We start from the raw sequence: 15,565 nt of genomic DNA, 5'->3' as shown, positions 1-15,565 counted from the left end.
TTATATGAAAAACTTACCAAGAAAACCAGAGTTATCTTTCAAAATGTATGAATTAATAAGTGGCTATTGGGTGGCTGCTTGTATTCGCTCAGTTGCGCAGTTAGATATTGCAGATAAGCTCCTGAACGGTGCTAAAACCTTGTCAGAATTAGCAAAAGAAACCGATTCAGATGAAAAGTCGCTATACCGCTTATTAAGAGCCGTTACCAGCGTTGGAATATTTGAAGAAAGGGAAGATGGAGCGTTTGAATTAAATGATTTTGGATCGACTTTATTAACAGAGGTTCCGGGGTCAGTAAAACCCTGGGCTTTAGCCAATCTTGGAGAGCATTATCCTGCTTTTGGAGAGTTAACTTATGGTGTAAAAACAGGAAAAGTACCTTTTGAATATGCTCACGGGGCATCTGTTTGGGATTATTATAAGCAAAACCCGGAAGCTGGGGTTAATCTTTCAAAAGCTATGGCAGGAATGTCCGGTGCTGTTTTAAAAACAATTATTGATACCTACGATTTCTCTCCATACAAAACGTTGGTAGATATAGGCGGCGGAAACGGAGCTATGATGTTTGCTGTTTTAAGTGCAACACCTGAAAGTACTGGGATTGTTTTCGATGAACCTTATGTAATAGAACAAACAGCACAGCATATACCCGAGGATATGAAAGGAAGATGTACTGTACTTGGCGGAAGTTTTTTTGAAGAGGTTCCTGCCGGTGCAGATCTTTATATGACAAAATGGGTTATCCACGATTGGAATGATGATGAGTCGATTAAGATTTTAAAAAACATACAAAAAGCGATGCCTTTAGGAGGTAAATTACTAATTATTGATTCTGTTATTCCGGATGACTCGCGGAATACACCACACGCCGGAAAGTTATTAGATATCAATATTATGGCGATGACAACAGGAAAAGAGCGTACATTGAGTGAATTTAAATTCCTTCTGGAAAGTGCAGGATTAACCTTTAAAAATTTGATTCAGACAGCTACGGAAATTTCCAGTATTATTGAGTGTGAAAAATTAATTTAGAAATGAAAAAGAGATCACAAAATAATTTCAGATATTTTAAGTAAGACGCCGCAAGGGACAAGACTGGAAAATGGAATGTCTAAAAATAGGCTTGGTTTAGAGAAATCTTTTGAATGAGATCTAATTACGCTCATTAAAATTATATAGTTGTATAAAAAAGGCTGACTCATTGTGAGGCAGCCTCTTTTTTATTTTGTATAATCAGATCAAATTATTTCAGAATTAAAACAGGCTGACTTACATTTTGATAAATTCCTTCGGAAATGCTTCTGTTGGCTATATAATAAAGGAAACTGTGTTTTCCCGGTAATGCAATCACAAGATCGGTTTTATTTAATGAGGCAAAAGATAAAATGCCATTGATGATGTTTTCGTCGTATAAGTAGTGGATACTATTGGGAATATCATTCAGATTTTGGTAAATGTATTTTTCAAGCTCTTCTTTTTTAGATTCTGTAATATCTTTGTTTACTTTTTTATGGATATTTAAAAGCGACAAATGGATATCTTTTTGGTGGATAATCGATTTGTAGTGAAACAATCTGTCTAATTTTGTGATACTATCAATATCACAAGGTATTAATATGTTTCTGATTGCGTTGTAAGTGTAACTATTGGGAACAATTAAGGTTTTTACAGGACTTGTTCTTGCAATATCTATAATATTTTCCGAAATGAAACTCTCCGTCACAGAAGTTTTATCATCACTGCCTAAAATAATTAATTCAACATTCTGCTGATCTTTTATAATATCATTAATGCTCCTTATCAAAGACATATCGGTCGTTGCTTTTGAAACCTTTATGTCGGGCGACTTTTCAATAATAATTCGGCTTAATTTCTCTAATAATTCTTCTGTGTCTTGCAATATCATATTGATACTTTCTTCGTTGACGAAGGAGTGCCCTTCTGCTAAGTGCAGATATTCGAATACAGATTCGTTATTTGTTTTTAAAAGGATAATATGATCATATCCGTATTGTTTTGCCCAGTCTGCAGAAAGCTTTACTGCATTTTCGGTAGTTTGTGTTGTGTCAACAGGTACAAGTATTGTTCTCATTTCGTAAAGATTTTAGCCTTTAAGAGCCTTTATTGGTTAAGATTAGCTGTCATTTGTTTGATTAAAAGCAATGCATTTTTAAGTTCATTCTCATAAATTCCTTCCGCTGCCTTTTGGTAAAGTTCCAAAGCCCATGGATATAATTTTTCCATAAGTTTCTTTCCGCTTTGTGTAAGAAAAACCTGTCTATTCCTTCGGTCGTTTTTATTTTCAACCCGTTCTACGAGTCCTCTTTTTGTCAGATTATTAATCAGATAGGTTATGCTTGATTTGTCTTTGCTGATCTGGGTGCTGATCTCTTGTTGATTGATTCCTTCATTTCTCCACAGAATTCCCAGAATTTCGATAAGTTCAAAAGAAAGCGAAGAGTCATATTCATTAATTCTTGTCTGAATTTTCTGCCTTAATCTGCTTTTCATCTCATTCATTGCTAGCCCTAGCTCGAGTGCCAGCTGAGAAATATTTTGATTTTGTGAAGGTATCATTTTAATTATTAGACTTTAAATCATTCATATAAACAAATATATGATAAATTAGTTTTAATTTAAACTAATTTGAGGCTTAATTCACATCATAATTAAAAGGAAATCTGATAAGATCAGCAATCAACAGATTAAAAGCAGACGGTATTCACCAACATTTTCCTTTGGTGCACGATGTATACAAGGTAAAACCTTTTGTTCTGGGTGGTCCACGGCTAATCTCCAAAGATGTCCTAGACCTAAATTTACGGGTTTAGCATTCGGTTTAGGTTCATAATGAAGATCGAAAAAATAATCTTTCAAAAAAGTTTCGAATTCCTCTTCCGGACCATTATGCAGTTCCTGAAGCTTTTCTCTTATTTCAGGAATCAATATTTTTTGTATAGCTTGTTCATTGGGCAGAATATCACTGGAGGTTCCATGATATGTACACAAAAAAGTGTCTGTTCCGACAGGGGAGCGATCAATATGGTAAGAATAAACGTCTGTTGAAATGAAGCTGAATTCTTCATCCCGCTCATACTTTTTAAGTAAATTAAGAGAAGGAGATGCTCCAGAATCTGTTAAGAGTTGCATATCATTCAGAATGATTTCTCTGGCAGTATTTCCATGTTCTGAAAGTTGTAGTGCTAAAAGATCCTCAATGAAAACCTCTGTAATATCTTCCTTTAATTGAAGCTTAGATACAATTTCTTTAAAATCTCCAGCCAAGTTTCTTTTCCAACAAAAGGCATTTACAGGCATCTGAAAGTCGGTATTTACAAGTTCGGAAAAAGAAGAAACTACTTTGATTTGATTGTTACCGGAAAGTGTATTGTTCATATTAAATAAGAGTAGACTAATGGATAAGCAAAAATAAGGAACAGTTACAAGCTTTGTTCAGATTCTATTAAAAACAATGAAATAATTTTGTTAATTTATCCTTATCTGGCAATGAGTACTTGTAATGGTGTTGGTTATCATTTTATTACATGTATTGACATGCTTATTGGATTTTACAGTTTTATATTAATAAATCAAAGGGTTTGATAAGCCTGAAAAAAATTATTCCAAAGTGATTAATTCTGACCAAATGTTTCGTATTTTTAACAGAAAAACGAACAATATTCAAATAATGATAATGAATATTACGAGGAATACTTATTTAAATATTTTTATGTTGAATAGTCTGTTTATTAGATTTTAGGTCTGATATTTGTAGTGGACAGACCAACTAAACGGTGAATTTTATTTATGAGAAAAAACACAACATTGAAAAAATCATTTTTATATACTATTGCATTGGCGGTGCTTTTGGTTTCTTGTAAAAAAGAAACTGAAAAAGTAAATGATATAATTCAAGGGACTGCCGATTCTATCGTCGAGACTTCGGGGTCAGAACAAGATTCTGCTAAAAAAGAACCCGTTGTTCAAAAAGAATCTTTGCCACCCGCAATGCAGGAAGATGGCTTTTATAATGCTTTTATTTTCCCAAAAGATAAGAAGCTGAAAGATTCATTGTTTTCTGTTTTTAATAAAAAGTATACAGAAAAAGAACGCTATGCTATCTTTGCACTGAACAGATTAGACGCAAAAAATAAATGGAATGCAGATACTTTAGTTGTTCCTGCTAAAATAGATACCACTTTAATGGAGTATTCACCGTTTCCTATGCAGCTGGATGTACTAAGTCCCGTGAAAAAATTTGTAGTTTTTTCTTATCCTATTCAGGCTTATGGAGTGTATTCGAACGGAAGTTTAGTGAAATGGGGACCAACAAGTATGGGGAAAAAAGCTGCACAAACGAAGAGAGGACTTACTTTTGCCAATTGGAAAAAGAAACTGGCAATCTCCACAGTAAGCAGTGAGTGGAAGCTACCCTATAATTTTAATATATTCAATCTGGACGGAATCGGATGGCATCAGTATGATCTTCCAGGTTATCCGGCATCACATTCCTGTTTAAGATTATTAATGAAAGATGCACAATGGCTGTATTCTTACGCAGATACCTGGGTTTTAAATCCGGGAGGTGCTACCACCAAAGCCAAAGGTACTGCAGTGCTGGTATATGGAGATTATAAATGGGGTGGAAGAAAGCCCTGGAGAAAACTATTGGATGACCCCAATGCCAATAATATTTCTGTAGAGGAAATGACCAAAATGATCGAACCGAATATCGAGAAAATAATAAAGGAACAGGATAACCGACAAGTTGTAGTAGATTCTATTAAAGCGGCAAAAGCTGTTTTGGAGCAAATGCCTGAAAATCCTAAAACGGAGGCCCCTTAATTATTCTTTCTTTTCAAATTGTAAGGTAGATTCCTCTGCAAATCTTCTTAACTTTTGCATCTCCTCTTTACCTTTATGCTGACCAAATCTGGCCGCTGCATAGGTAAGCCCAATGCAAAACAGCATTACAAAAGAAGCATTGAGAGCCCAGGGAAATTCATGACTGTTGATTTGATTCTCTACATAATGCATGGTGAAAAAAGTCATCCAGAGAATAGAAAAAGAAAAGTATAAAAACATAAAGAAAGTCCAAACCGCAGAGCTAGGTCCGAAAACACCTCGTATTGCGGTTTTTTCATCTTCAATTTCTATCCTTAAAGATAATCTGGGCTTCCAGTAATTATCATATTTAGTTACTACATAAATTGTAGCAACTTCATGATTAATATTCCCGGAGAATTCATCTTTGTGTTCAGCAAGGTATTGCTTTAAGCTTTTAGCATATTCTTCCTTGCTGAGATGGGTGAACATTTTGAATCTGGGCCTGCTTCTTATTTTGTCTAAAGTAGTTTCTTCGGTATTCATATTATTCTTGATATGGGATTGGATCTTCTAAATCGAAACTTAAGGTCATTTCTTTTTTATTTCTTTCAATCTGCATATTGATGGTTTTTCCTTCTTCAGATTTCATCAGTTCCAGGATTTTCTCCATCGTCATATCTGCTGTTTTTTTTCCGTTTATGCTGATCAGTCTGTCATCTTTTTTTAATCCGGCTTTGTAAGCAGGAGAGTCTTTCCGGACACCGGCAATGGCGAAAATAGGTTTTAGAACAAAATTATATTGTAAATTGTTGTTAATTAACTCAATTCCTCCGTTTAAGTTGTCCCTGTTTTTAGTGGGGAGGCTTACGATATCTTTAGACCATTCCATACCATCTTGCCTGAAATCAAGGCCGCTCATATTGAAGTGAAACGGGTCATTAAAATTTCTGTTTTTTCTTAGGTAAAGTTTCTGATTGGCATAATCGAAAGCGATTGTAAAACGTCTCATAATATCACCTCCTATAGATCCTTTTCTGTTTTCGACCATATTTACGTGTTGGATAGAATATTCATCAGGCATTGCTGTGAGAGGTTTTTCAAACTTAAAATTGCCTAAATATAAATTATGGATTCTGCTTCTTTTCCCATAAATATCGCCATTAAATCCTCTTCCTAAAAAATCATCAATATTAGGTCTGTTATACACGAAATTTTTAATAAGGGTGGGGAATAACCAGATAGCATCACTGTTTCCAAGATCTATTAATAGTTTAGAATCTTTCTTTTCGTTTGTCATTTCTACATCTGCGACAATATAAGGCTTGTTTTTTTCAACAGTAATATCGAGGATATCAAATTTTCTTATCTTTTTTTTAAATAATCTTTCATCATTGTAGATTGTAATTTTCTTCGATAAGTAGTCAATTACTATTGGGTGATTTTTAAAAAAATGATATCCGATGATTCCATTGACGGGAATTCCGATGTGGGAAGAGATATTAAAGCCCTGATCTGTGATGATATAGAGTGTGGAACTGTAATTTACGTAATCTTTACCTATTCTGGCAATGTTGTTGTCTGATCGAAAACCGTCAATACTCGCATTACCTCCCAAACCTGAAAGCCTTATTTTTTCGAGATTTGCAAGCTTTAATTCTTTGTTTTCAAGGCTGAAAATAGAAGTTTCTGCAATTCCGGTATCTAAGAGGAAAGTTAAATCCGCTCCATTTACATTAACCGGAATGAAAATCAGATTATTGATTAACTTAAAAGGAATAACTGTTTTTTCGGCATTCTGTATTTCAAATGAGTTCTGAGCATTCATGAAAATGCTGAACAAAATTATCATTATAAAATACCAATGTTTCATATAATGAATTTAGTGAATTTATCCTTATCATAAATAAAAAACATTCTCAAATGTGAGAATGTTTGCTAATCGTTTATTCAGAACGGGATATTTTTGAAGTTTTCTTAATTTACTTGGAGAAGAAATCCATGAGATCCATATAGTTTTTCTGATTGACACCATGCCCACTCATGTATTCTCTGAATGTGAAGTAGCATCCAAGGTCATACAAAAGATCCGCAGCTTTTCTTCCCCATTCCAGAGGGATTACAGCATCATCTGTTCCGTGAGAAATAAAGAAACGTAATTTTTCCAGCTTCTTCTTATCTTTTACGATATTGGTTAATATCTTTTCTTCAGGGTAGCTGCTTAAACACGCTATATAACTGAATAAATCAGGGTATCTTAAGGCTAAAGAATAGCATAAAATTCCTCCCTGACTAAAACCGCAAAGGTGGGTCTTACCATCAACAAGTCCATAATGATTTATAATTTTTAAAATACTTTCTAAAACTGATTGTAAAGCTTCTTCCGCTTGCGGAACGTCAATGAAATTTTCAGGATTGTTAAAATCTATATCATACCACGAAAAGCCTTCAAATTGAGTATTTCGAGGGGCTCTGAAACTTACAATGATCCAGTCTTTTGGAAGGGTTTCTCTGAAGCTGAAAAGGTCTTGTTCATTGCTTCCGTATCCGTGCAGCATAAAAAGGATTGGGGTACTGGAAGTTATATTTTCGGGTTCTCTTACGATGTAATCTAAATTCATAAAGACAAAGATAAATAATTAATCAGATGGATTGAATTGGAAATTATGATTCTATAGATAAAATTAATTTTGGAGCGTTTTAATCAATTTTTATAAAGCCATTTTAACTTGCTATACAGGTTTTAATGATTTGATATTTTTTAGAAATCTTTGTTGGAAAATTTTCATAAAAGTTATTTTTATATTGATAAAAAGCCTATATTTGAAACATAAAAATTTATTTGGAGAAATGAAGCAATTTTACAAATCAAAAAATTTACTTAGACTTTCTTTTTTATTTGCTGTATTATTTTCAGTAATTGTAGTGGTTAATTCTTGTAAAGATGACGACGATGATGAATATGTAGATCATGTTGTCCAATTTGAAGCAAAAATAACACCTGGTGGAACAACTCCTCCAACCGCTCCTATTCATATTTTTAAAACAATTGTTACTCAGGTAGGAACTAATCAACAAACTCTGTATGATACTGAAGGACTAACCTGGTCAACTGGAGAGTTTTTTGTAAACTCTAGTCAGTCACAATTGAATTTAGCCGCTAATGCAGACCTTCCGAATGCTGATTCTAAGCTTACTGTTACTATCTGGATTGATGGTGAAGTTGCGGAAACAGCAACTGTAACAGGGAACGGAATTAAAAGTGTTGCTGTAGCGCACAGCTTCCTTGAATTATAAAAATTATTTTTTTATTATATCTGAAGAACCACCTTTAAAGGTGGTTCTTTATTTATCGATCATATTGTGCTGAATGGCCAGGCTTATGAGTTCCGTAGAGTTTTTTGCCTGAAATTTTTGCAGTAAATTTTTTCTGTGTGTATCTACGGTTAAAGGACTTAAAAATAGTTCATCAGCAATTAAAGCACTGGTTTTTCCTTCAGCGACCAGTTTCAGAATTTCCTTTTCCCTTTTTGTTAATCTCGGCGTTGCTATTGTTGTATGTGAGAGCTTGCTTATGATGTGTTTTGTCTCATTACAGAAAACAATATTTCCGGAAAGAGCTCCTTTCAGACATTCTATAAGCTCATCTATAGACGTGTTTTTTAGTAAATATCCACTTGCTCCGTTTTGAATACACTGCATGATAATACTTCTCTCAGAACGGTTACTGAACATAATTACGGAAGTATTGGGAACTACTTTTTTTATTTCCTTACAAATTTCAATTCCGCTATAGTCAGGCAAAGTAATATCCAGAAGAATAATATCTACGGGATTGGTTTTTATAAAAGTGATGATCTCGGAACCTGTTGTGAAGCTTTCCGAAACATGAAAATAAGACTGATTGCCAAGCATCATTTTCAGCCCTTCAATCACAATAGGATGATCGTCAACAATAACGATATTTATTTTTTCAGTCTGCATGCGTATTAAGTTCAATGTTGATAGTAGTTCCTTCATGATCGGAATTGATTTCCATTTTTCCTTTCAGGTAATCTACTCTGTTTTTTAGGTTTCGAAGTCCGAGACTTTTTGTTTTCTCTTCACTGTTTTTTGCAAATCCTTTTCCGTTGTCTTCAATCGTAATAAAGAAATTTTCTTCAGATTGTGAGCACTGAAGTAAAATATTGTTGGCTCCTGAATGTTTTACCGCATTAGCCAAGAGTTCCTGTACAATTCTGTAAATATTAAGCTGAATATTGAGCGGTAATTTTTTTTCGATATTGATCGGTTGAAAATCAATGTCAAGATCCTTTCTGATGTAAAATTCGCAAAGATCATTTAAGGCGGTTTCCAGCCCGAAATTAAGCAGGGATTCAGGCATTAGGTTTCTGGCAACATGACGAAGTTCAGCAACAGAATTGTCCAGCTGGGAGAGGATTCTGTAAAATTCTTTATCTTTTTCAGGATTGAGATGATGAGAAGACCAGGTTGAAAAATTAATTTTTACTCCGGCAAGCATTCCGCCCAACCCATCATGAAGATCCCGGGCAATTCGTTCCCTTTCTCTTTCCTCTCCTTCAAGAATGGCTTTGGTAAGGCTTAATTCCTCTTTTTGCTTTATATCAGTGATTTTTTGCTGAAGATTAATTTCTTTCTGTTCAGATATTTTTTTGTTTTTTCTATAAATGACAAAGAAGAAAATAAAAAAGATAATCAATAATAATAGTACAAGGCTAAGTCCTATTAAATAAGAATTCTTCTCACTTACTTCCAGTTCTCTTTGCTTTTTTTCAGCATTCAGGTTCGCAATTTTTCTCTCTTTTTCTGCAGCATTAAATTTGGCTTCAATTTTATTGATTTCTAATTTTACACTTTCTGTATTCAGACTGTCATTAAGCTTAGAATACTTCTGTTCCCACAACAATGCTTCTTTAGGGTTTCCCATCTCTTCATTAAGTGCGGAAAGTTGTTTATAGATTGCTTTTCTATTGTTAAGATCTGAAGCTAAAGATTGCTCCGCAAGGATGTCTTCAAGAGTTTTTTTGGCCTCATCATATCTTTTCAATTTTTTTAAGATATCATATTTATTGAAATAAAACATCTGAGCCAGTAAATTCTGACTGAATTTCGTAGAATAAAAAATCCCCTTCTCAATAACCGGCAGCGCTTCTTCATTTCTTTGTTTTGTGATCAGATAAAGTGTTTTTCCGTAATAATAAAAAGCATTGGCTGAAGATTCAGGATAGGGCTGTATCATTTTTTCAGCTTTATCGAGAAACTTTTTCGCTTCATCACCTTTAGCCTGATAACAGAAATTGCTGGCAGAATTCAGGTAAGTATAAAACAATTCGGCAGAATGGGGATATGGCCTTTCTAATATCGTTAAAGCTTTTTTATTATAGTTTCCTGCTTTTTCAAACTCTGCATTATACGTAAGAATAATAGCAAGCTGTGTATATAAGAAACCTAAACTTTTGCTATTTTCATACCTCTCAACTAAAGGAATGCTTTTTTCAAGGATTATTTTTAGTAGAAACGGATATCCTTCCTTATCTTTTTGTGTTACCCCGTAGCTGTACCACGCAAGAGCCTGTAAAAAAGCTGATTCTTCGGTTTTAAATTTCGATAATTCTTTAATCGAACGCTGATAAGAAACTGCAGCTTTTTCTTTATCACGATCCAGATTATATTGTCCTTCAAAATAAAAATATTTAGCCAGAAGATAGGGATTCTTTTGGGTCATCTTTTTTCCCTGTTCCAGATATTTCTTGCTGAGAGGAGAATCCGTATTCCTGTAATAATTAGATAGAAGAAAAGCCGATTCGGCAATAGATTGAGTGTTAGTCTTCGTATTAACAATATTCTTTAAACTGTCTAAATAAGGCTTTTCATTGAGTGGGATAATCTGCTGGGCTTGTAATGTAAAAGATATTAATATACTTAATAAAATAAGTAGTCTGTTCATGAGTTGTTGATTCGGTTGTTTAGGACGACGATTTTATAGAACGCCCAATTTAACTAAAAAAAACAGCATAAAAAATACCCTGATTTAGGTATAAAAAAATACTTGTTTTTTAGGATTGATAGGTTAAGCATCTACTGATAGCTTTGCAAATACCAAATCACTAATCAATAGAATATTTATTAAAGTAGCAAAATTTAACAAAAAAACTTATGAAAAAAATGAAAATCGTTCATGTCTTAAAAGGAACCTTTATGGTCGTAATGGCAACACTATTTATTGGATTGGTTGCATCTTGTAAAAATGATGACGACGACAATATTCCGGGGTCAGGAAAATCACATAAAGTTGTCTTTAAGGCAATCGCTTCTTCAGGAAGTGATATTGATGTAGCAGTTTATGGAATTGACGGAAATACTACATCGGCGAGCAGCCTTAGCGGAACAACCTGGTCAAGTCCGGAAGTTACTGCTGAAGCCGGAGCTTATAGCGCGAATGTTGCGGTAAGTGCTACAGGAGCAAATGCGTCATCCACTTTAAAAGTTCAAGTTTGGGTAGACGGAGAATTGAAAAAAGAAGGAACCTCTAGTGGGCAGGTTCTGTCAGCTTCTGCAGGATATACTTTCTAAAAAAAATATAAAACATAATTTTGTGATGAAAAAAAGCGGCGAGATTTATCTCGCCGCTTTTTTGTATACTGTTGAAAAGATTAAATTACTTTTACGATGAAGTAACTTTTCTTTCCTTTTTGTAAAAGAAGGAATTTTCCGTCAATCAAATCACTTTCGTTGGCAGTATATACTTCATTTACCTTTTGTTTATTCACAGAAATTGAATTTCCTTTCAATTCTCTTGTCGCTTCACTTTTAGATTTCAGGAAACCTGATTTTTCAGAAAGAAGATCTACGATATTTACTCCTAAAACATCATCTTTTGCTACTTCTTTTTGAGGAACTCCATCAAAAATTTCAAGGAAAATTTCTTCATAAAGACTTACCAGATCCTCTGCTGTTGAACGTCCGAAAAGAATTTCAGAAGCTTTCAACGCTTTTTCATATTCCTCTCTTCCGTGAACCCATACTGTTACTTCCTCAGCTAATTTTTTCTGTAATTTTCTTTCGTGTGGAGCTGTTTTATGTTCTTCAATTAAAGCTTCAATCTCTTCTTTTCCTAAGAAAGTGTAAAATTTAATGAATCTTTCTGCATCAGCATCGGTTGCGTTTAACCAAAACTGATAGAATTTATATGGAGATGTTTTCTTTTTGTCCAACCAATAGTTTTCTCCGCTTTCAGACTTACCAAATTTTGAACCATCCGCTTTAGTAATCAATGGAACAGTCAATGCAAATGCTTCTCCCTGAGCTTTTCTACGGATCAGTTCGGTTCCGGTTGTGATATTTCCCCACTGATCGGAACCTCCCATCTGAAGTTTTACATTATTGTTTTGGTATAAATGTAAAAAATCGTATCCCTGAATTAATTGGTAAGTAAATTCCGTAAAACTCATTCCTTCCGCACCCGATTCTCCTGAAAATCTCTTTTTCACAGAATCTTTCGCCATCATATAATTTACGGTAATATTTTTTCCTACATTTTTTGCAAAATCAAGGAAAGAAATATTTTTCATCCAGTCGTAGTTGTTTACCAATTCCGCTTTGTTAGGCTCATTTCCGGAGAAATCCAAAAATCTTGAAAGCTGGTTTTTCAAACAATCCACATAGTGAAGAAGAGTGGCCTCATCCAAAAGATTTCTTTCCGCAGATTTTCCTGAGGGATCCCCGATCATCCCTGTAGCACCACCTACCAAAGCAATCGGCTTGTGACCATGTTGCTGAAAGTGAGCTAAAATTTTTATCTGAATAAGACTTCCGATATGCAAAGAATCAGCTGTTGGATCAAATCCAATATACGCAGTAGTTACCTCTTTATTCAGTTGCTCATCGGTTCCGGGCATCATATCGGCAAAAAGACCACGCCATTTTAGTTCTTCTATAAAGGAATTCATTGATTTGTTGCTTTAAAATTTTACCCTGCAAAGATAATAAATTCAAGGGAATAAGGCCAATAAACGGAATGACTCCCAATGAAGCCCGGAAACGTTAGTTTTCGGGTTTGCAAAATTTCGATCTTACGATTCCGTATTCCGCCCTTTTTACGAGACGTTTTATTGCAATTCTGTTCAAAATCAATTATATTTGTTAATAATGAATGACGAACAATTATTCCAGCTTATCGGGAAAGCAAAGGAAAAAGACCAGAAAGCTCAGACCAAGCTCATCAACATCTTTTGGGTTGATGTTTTTTCTTTTGTAATGAAAAAAGTAAGGGATGAAAACGATGCCGATGAAATTACGGTAAATGTCTTTTCGAAAGTTTTATCGAAACTGGACATGTATGATCCACATTTTCAGTTTAAGACCTGGATCTTAACCATTGCTCAAAACACCATTATTGATTTTTGGAGAAAAAGGACCAGAGAAAATCAGGATCCTACGGAGAATCTGGATGAAGTAAAAAACCAGTATGCAAAATCTCCCGAAGAACTCATGATCTCCGATGAAGAACAAAAAAAAATCATTAAAACCATTGAATCTTTAGATGCCAATTATCAGGATATTATCAGATTAAGATTCTTTGAAGAAAAAAGCATTAAAGAAATTGCTGAAGAACTGGGGATTTCCGTTGCGAATACTAAAGTCCGTGTGATGCGAGCAAAAAAGGTCTTAGCTGAATTACTGAAAAACAATGAGTTTGAGGACGATTAATACCAACAAAATATCCTTTCATCAGCAAATCTTATAAAAGGCAAGCAATTATAATTTCCATCAATCCTTGTCTTTGATTGTTTCGATAAAAAAATCACTAACTTTGAACCTCAATTTGAGAAATAAATGGAGAATTTAGTTCAAGATACTACCGTTCAGAAACCAAAATGGATTCGTGTAAAACTTCCTACCGGAAAGAATTACAGAGAATTGAGGACCTTGGTTGATAAATATAAATTAAATACAATTTGCCAGAGTGGAAGCTGCCCGAATATGGGAGAATGTTGGGGAGAAGGAACAGCAACTTTCATGATCTTAGGAAATATCTGTACAAGGAGCTGCGGATTTTGCGGAGTAAAAACAGGAAAGCCAATGGATGTAAATTGGGATGAGCCTGAAAAAGTGGCACGTTCTATCAAATTAATGAAAATCAAACATGCGGTTTTAACTTCTGTTGACCGTGATGATTTGAAAGATATGGGTTCTATTCTTTGGGGTGAAACTGTAAATGCCGTAAGAAGAATTTCTCCGGGAACCACTATGGAAACATTGATCCCGGATTTTCAGGGGATTACAAAACATCTTGACAGATTGGTAGAAGTAGCTCCTGAGGTGATTTCTCACAACATGGAAACCGTAAAGCGTTTGACAAGAGAAGTGAGAATTCAGGCAAAATATGAAAGAAGCCTTGAGGTTCTTAGATATTTGAAAGAAGCCGGACAAAGAAGAACTAAAACCGGGGTGATGCTTGGTTTGGGTGAGACAAAAGATGAGGTATTCCAGACCATTGAAGACATCAGAAATGCAAACGTAGATGTGATTACATTAGGACAGTACCTGCAACCGACAAAAAAGCATCTTCCTGTAAAAAAATTCATTACTCCTGAAGAATTTGACGAATTTGGAGACTTTGCAAGAAGCTTAGGTTTCAGACATGTTGAAAGTTCACCTTTAGTAAGAAGTTCTTACCACGCTGAAAAACATATCCATTAAAATAAATACAATCGCTTCAGAAATGAAGCGATTTTTTATTGATACAGAGACTCAAACAAAGATGAAAAACCTCTTGTCATTCTGAATGAAGCAAAGCGTAATGAAGAATCTGTAAATATTTTAGATTCCTCCTTTGTCGGAATGACAATTTATATCGATTCAACAATATTACTCAAATGTTTTTTCTTAAATTCTGAAGGAGTCTTTCCTGTATGATGTTTGAACAGTTTATTGAAATAAGAAAGGCTCTCAAATCCCACATGAAAACAAACTTCTGTCACAGAGTAATCTTTTAATAAAGATATTTGTGCCTGATTGATTCTGTAATTATTTACAAAATCGGTAAAAGTCATATTCGTCTGCTTTTTAAAATAACGGCAAAAGGCAGGAGTGCTTAAACTTACGGTTTGTGCAATTTCATTTACGTTAGGCTTTTTATCATAGTTTTCATGAATATAACTGTAGATGGTACCCATCCTGATTTTATCATTCAGGAACCATTTTATCCGCGTGTCTTCACTATTGAGCTCTTTAACTTCGGTAGACCGGGCCAGAATTTGTAAAATCTCAATTAATCCCATTAAAGATTCGAAAGTATTTTGATCTTTAATCATATGAAGCTTTTCAACAATCGTTTCTTTGGTTTTTCCGGAAAAAGACAGCCCGAGATACGAACGATCTAAAAGCTTTTTAATATTTTCAAACTCAGGAATGCTAAGGATAAGATTATGAAGAAAGTTTTCTTTCATCTGTAAAACCAGCTGTTTACATTCAGTTTGAATTCCATAATCGAAATTAAGATGCGGAACATTGGATCCGATTAACAAAAGATCACTGTTTACAAAGCTTGAAATATCTTTTCCCACATGGCGTATTCCTTTTGATGCCTCTACATAAACAAGCTCAATTTCAGGGTGATAATGCCAGAAAAAGCAGTTTTTAAGAGAAGGGGAAAAAAGCTTGAAAGATTTATCCTTTTCAAATTCTATGATTTCTTTCTGGATTTTCATTTTGTCC

Annotated in this window: 16 protein-coding genes; 6 read left to right on the top strand and 10 right to left on the bottom strand. The window is 34.3% G+C overall.

Annotation, left to right across the window (positions count from 1 at the left end):
* The first annotated feature begins 4 nt into the window (after nucleotides 1-4).
* Nucleotides 5-1,033, top strand: a complete 1,029-nt coding sequence (locus CLV73_RS16555; RefSeq protein WP_100378002.1) for a methyltransferase — start codon at nucleotides 5-7, stop codon at nucleotides 1,031-1,033.
* A 211-nt stretch (nucleotides 1,034-1,244) separates the two neighbouring features.
* Here the strand turns inward: CLV73_RS16555 and CLV73_RS16550 are convergent, their stop codons facing one another.
* From CLV73_RS16550 to CLV73_RS16540, 3 genes are all read right to left on the bottom strand, one after another.
* A complete protein-coding gene (locus CLV73_RS16550) occupies nucleotides 1,245-2,093 on the bottom strand; it encodes a universal stress protein (RefSeq protein WP_100378001.1) in 849 nt (282 codons plus the stop codon).
* Nucleotides 2,094-2,122: 29 nt separating this feature from the next.
* On the bottom strand, nucleotides 2,123-2,578 hold the full coding sequence (locus CLV73_RS16545; protein ID WP_228424416.1) for a MarR family winged helix-turn-helix transcriptional regulator: 456 nt from the start codon (nucleotides 2,576-2,578) through the stop codon (nucleotides 2,123-2,125).
* 120 nt (nucleotides 2,579-2,698) lie between these two features.
* Nucleotides 2,699-3,397 (bottom strand): DUF1826 domain-containing protein, encoded by a 699-nt coding sequence (locus CLV73_RS16540; protein WP_100378000.1) that lies wholly within the window; start codon nucleotides 3,395-3,397, stop codon nucleotides 2,699-2,701.
* A 411-nt stretch (nucleotides 3,398-3,808) separates the two neighbouring features.
* Here CLV73_RS16540 and CLV73_RS16535 point away from each other — a divergent pair, with 411 nt between their 5' ends.
* Nucleotides 3,809-4,846 (top strand): L,D-transpeptidase, encoded by a 1,038-nt coding sequence (locus CLV73_RS16535; protein WP_100377999.1) that lies wholly within the window; start codon nucleotides 3,809-3,811, stop codon nucleotides 4,844-4,846.
* Here CLV73_RS16535 and CLV73_RS16530 read toward each other — a convergent pair whose 3' ends face one another.
* From CLV73_RS16530 to CLV73_RS16520, 3 genes are all read right to left on the bottom strand, one after another.
* Nucleotides 4,847-5,371 (bottom strand): hypothetical protein, encoded by a 525-nt coding sequence (locus CLV73_RS16530; RefSeq protein WP_100377998.1) that lies wholly within the window; start codon nucleotides 5,369-5,371, stop codon nucleotides 4,847-4,849.
* A 1-nt stretch (nucleotide 5,372) separates the two neighbouring features.
* Nucleotides 5,373-6,677 (bottom strand): PDZ domain-containing protein, encoded by a 1,305-nt coding sequence (locus CLV73_RS16525; RefSeq protein ID WP_228424414.1) that lies wholly within the window; start codon nucleotides 6,675-6,677, stop codon nucleotides 5,373-5,375.
* A gap of 130 nt (nucleotides 6,678-6,807) precedes the next feature.
* The gene (locus tag CLV73_RS16520; protein ID WP_100377996.1) at nucleotides 6,808-7,446 is read right to left on the bottom strand and encodes an alpha/beta hydrolase; all 639 of its coding nucleotides are present in this window, start codon (nucleotides 7,444-7,446) and stop codon (nucleotides 6,808-6,810) included.
* Nucleotides 7,447-7,675: 229 nt separating this feature from the next.
* Here CLV73_RS16520 and CLV73_RS16515 point away from each other — a divergent pair, with 229 nt between their 5' ends.
* Nucleotides 7,676-8,122: a hypothetical protein gene (locus CLV73_RS16515; RefSeq protein ID WP_100377995.1), complete on the top strand. Its 447-nt coding sequence runs from the start codon at nucleotides 7,676-7,678 to the stop codon at nucleotides 8,120-8,122.
* Nucleotides 8,123-8,170: 48 nt separating this feature from the next.
* Here the strand turns inward: CLV73_RS16515 and CLV73_RS16510 are convergent, their stop codons facing one another.
* Nucleotides 8,171-8,809, bottom strand: a complete 639-nt coding sequence (locus tag CLV73_RS16510) for a response regulator transcription factor (RefSeq protein WP_100377994.1) — start codon at nucleotides 8,807-8,809, stop codon at nucleotides 8,171-8,173.
* Entirely contained in the window at nucleotides 8,799-10,793 is a 1,995-nt protein-coding gene (locus CLV73_RS16505) for an ATP-binding protein (RefSeq protein WP_100377993.1), read from the bottom strand. The genes CLV73_RS16510 and CLV73_RS16505 overlap by 11 nt, the downstream gene beginning before the upstream one ends.
* Nucleotides 10,794-11,002: 209 nt before the next feature.
* Here CLV73_RS16505 and CLV73_RS16500 point away from each other — a divergent pair, with 209 nt between their 5' ends.
* The gene (locus tag CLV73_RS16500; protein WP_100377992.1) at nucleotides 11,003-11,419 is read left to right on the top strand and encodes a hypothetical protein; all 417 of its coding nucleotides are present in this window, start codon (nucleotides 11,003-11,005) and stop codon (nucleotides 11,417-11,419) included.
* 80 nt (nucleotides 11,420-11,499) lie between these two features.
* Here the strand turns inward: CLV73_RS16500 and tyrS are convergent, their stop codons facing one another.
* Nucleotides 11,500-12,795 carry a tyrosine--tRNA ligase gene (gene tyrS, locus CLV73_RS16495; protein ID WP_100377991.1) on the bottom strand — a complete coding sequence of 432 codons (1,296 nt, stop codon included), beginning with the start codon at nucleotides 12,793-12,795 and terminating at the stop codon, nucleotides 11,500-11,502.
* 199 nt (nucleotides 12,796-12,994) lie between these two features.
* Between tyrS and CLV73_RS16490 the strand changes: the two genes are divergently transcribed.
* Together CLV73_RS16490 and lipA are read left to right on the top strand one after the other, a co-directional pair.
* Nucleotides 12,995-13,555 (top strand): RNA polymerase sigma factor, encoded by a 561-nt coding sequence (locus CLV73_RS16490; RefSeq protein ID WP_100377990.1) that lies wholly within the window; start codon nucleotides 12,995-12,997, stop codon nucleotides 13,553-13,555.
* A 126-nt stretch (nucleotides 13,556-13,681) separates the two neighbouring features.
* Nucleotides 13,682-14,548, top strand: coding sequence for a lipoyl synthase (gene lipA / locus CLV73_RS16485; RefSeq protein ID WP_100377989.1), 867 nt, complete (start codon nucleotides 13,682-13,684; stop codon nucleotides 14,546-14,548).
* Nucleotides 14,549-14,697: 149 nt separating this feature from the next.
* On the opposite strand, the gene CLV73_RS16480 is transcribed toward lipA, so the two are convergent.
* Nucleotides 14,698-15,558 (bottom strand): AraC family transcriptional regulator, encoded by an 861-nt coding sequence (locus CLV73_RS16480; RefSeq protein ID WP_100377988.1) that lies wholly within the window; start codon nucleotides 15,556-15,558, stop codon nucleotides 14,698-14,700.
* Nucleotides 15,559-15,565 lie beyond the last annotated feature (7 nt).

The organism is Chryseobacterium geocarposphaerae (assembly GCF_002797535.1).
GTDB lineage: Bacteria > Bacteroidota > Bacteroidia > Flavobacteriales > Weeksellaceae > Chryseobacterium > Chryseobacterium geocarposphaerae.
This window is presented reverse-complemented; position numbering and strand designations above follow the sequence as displayed.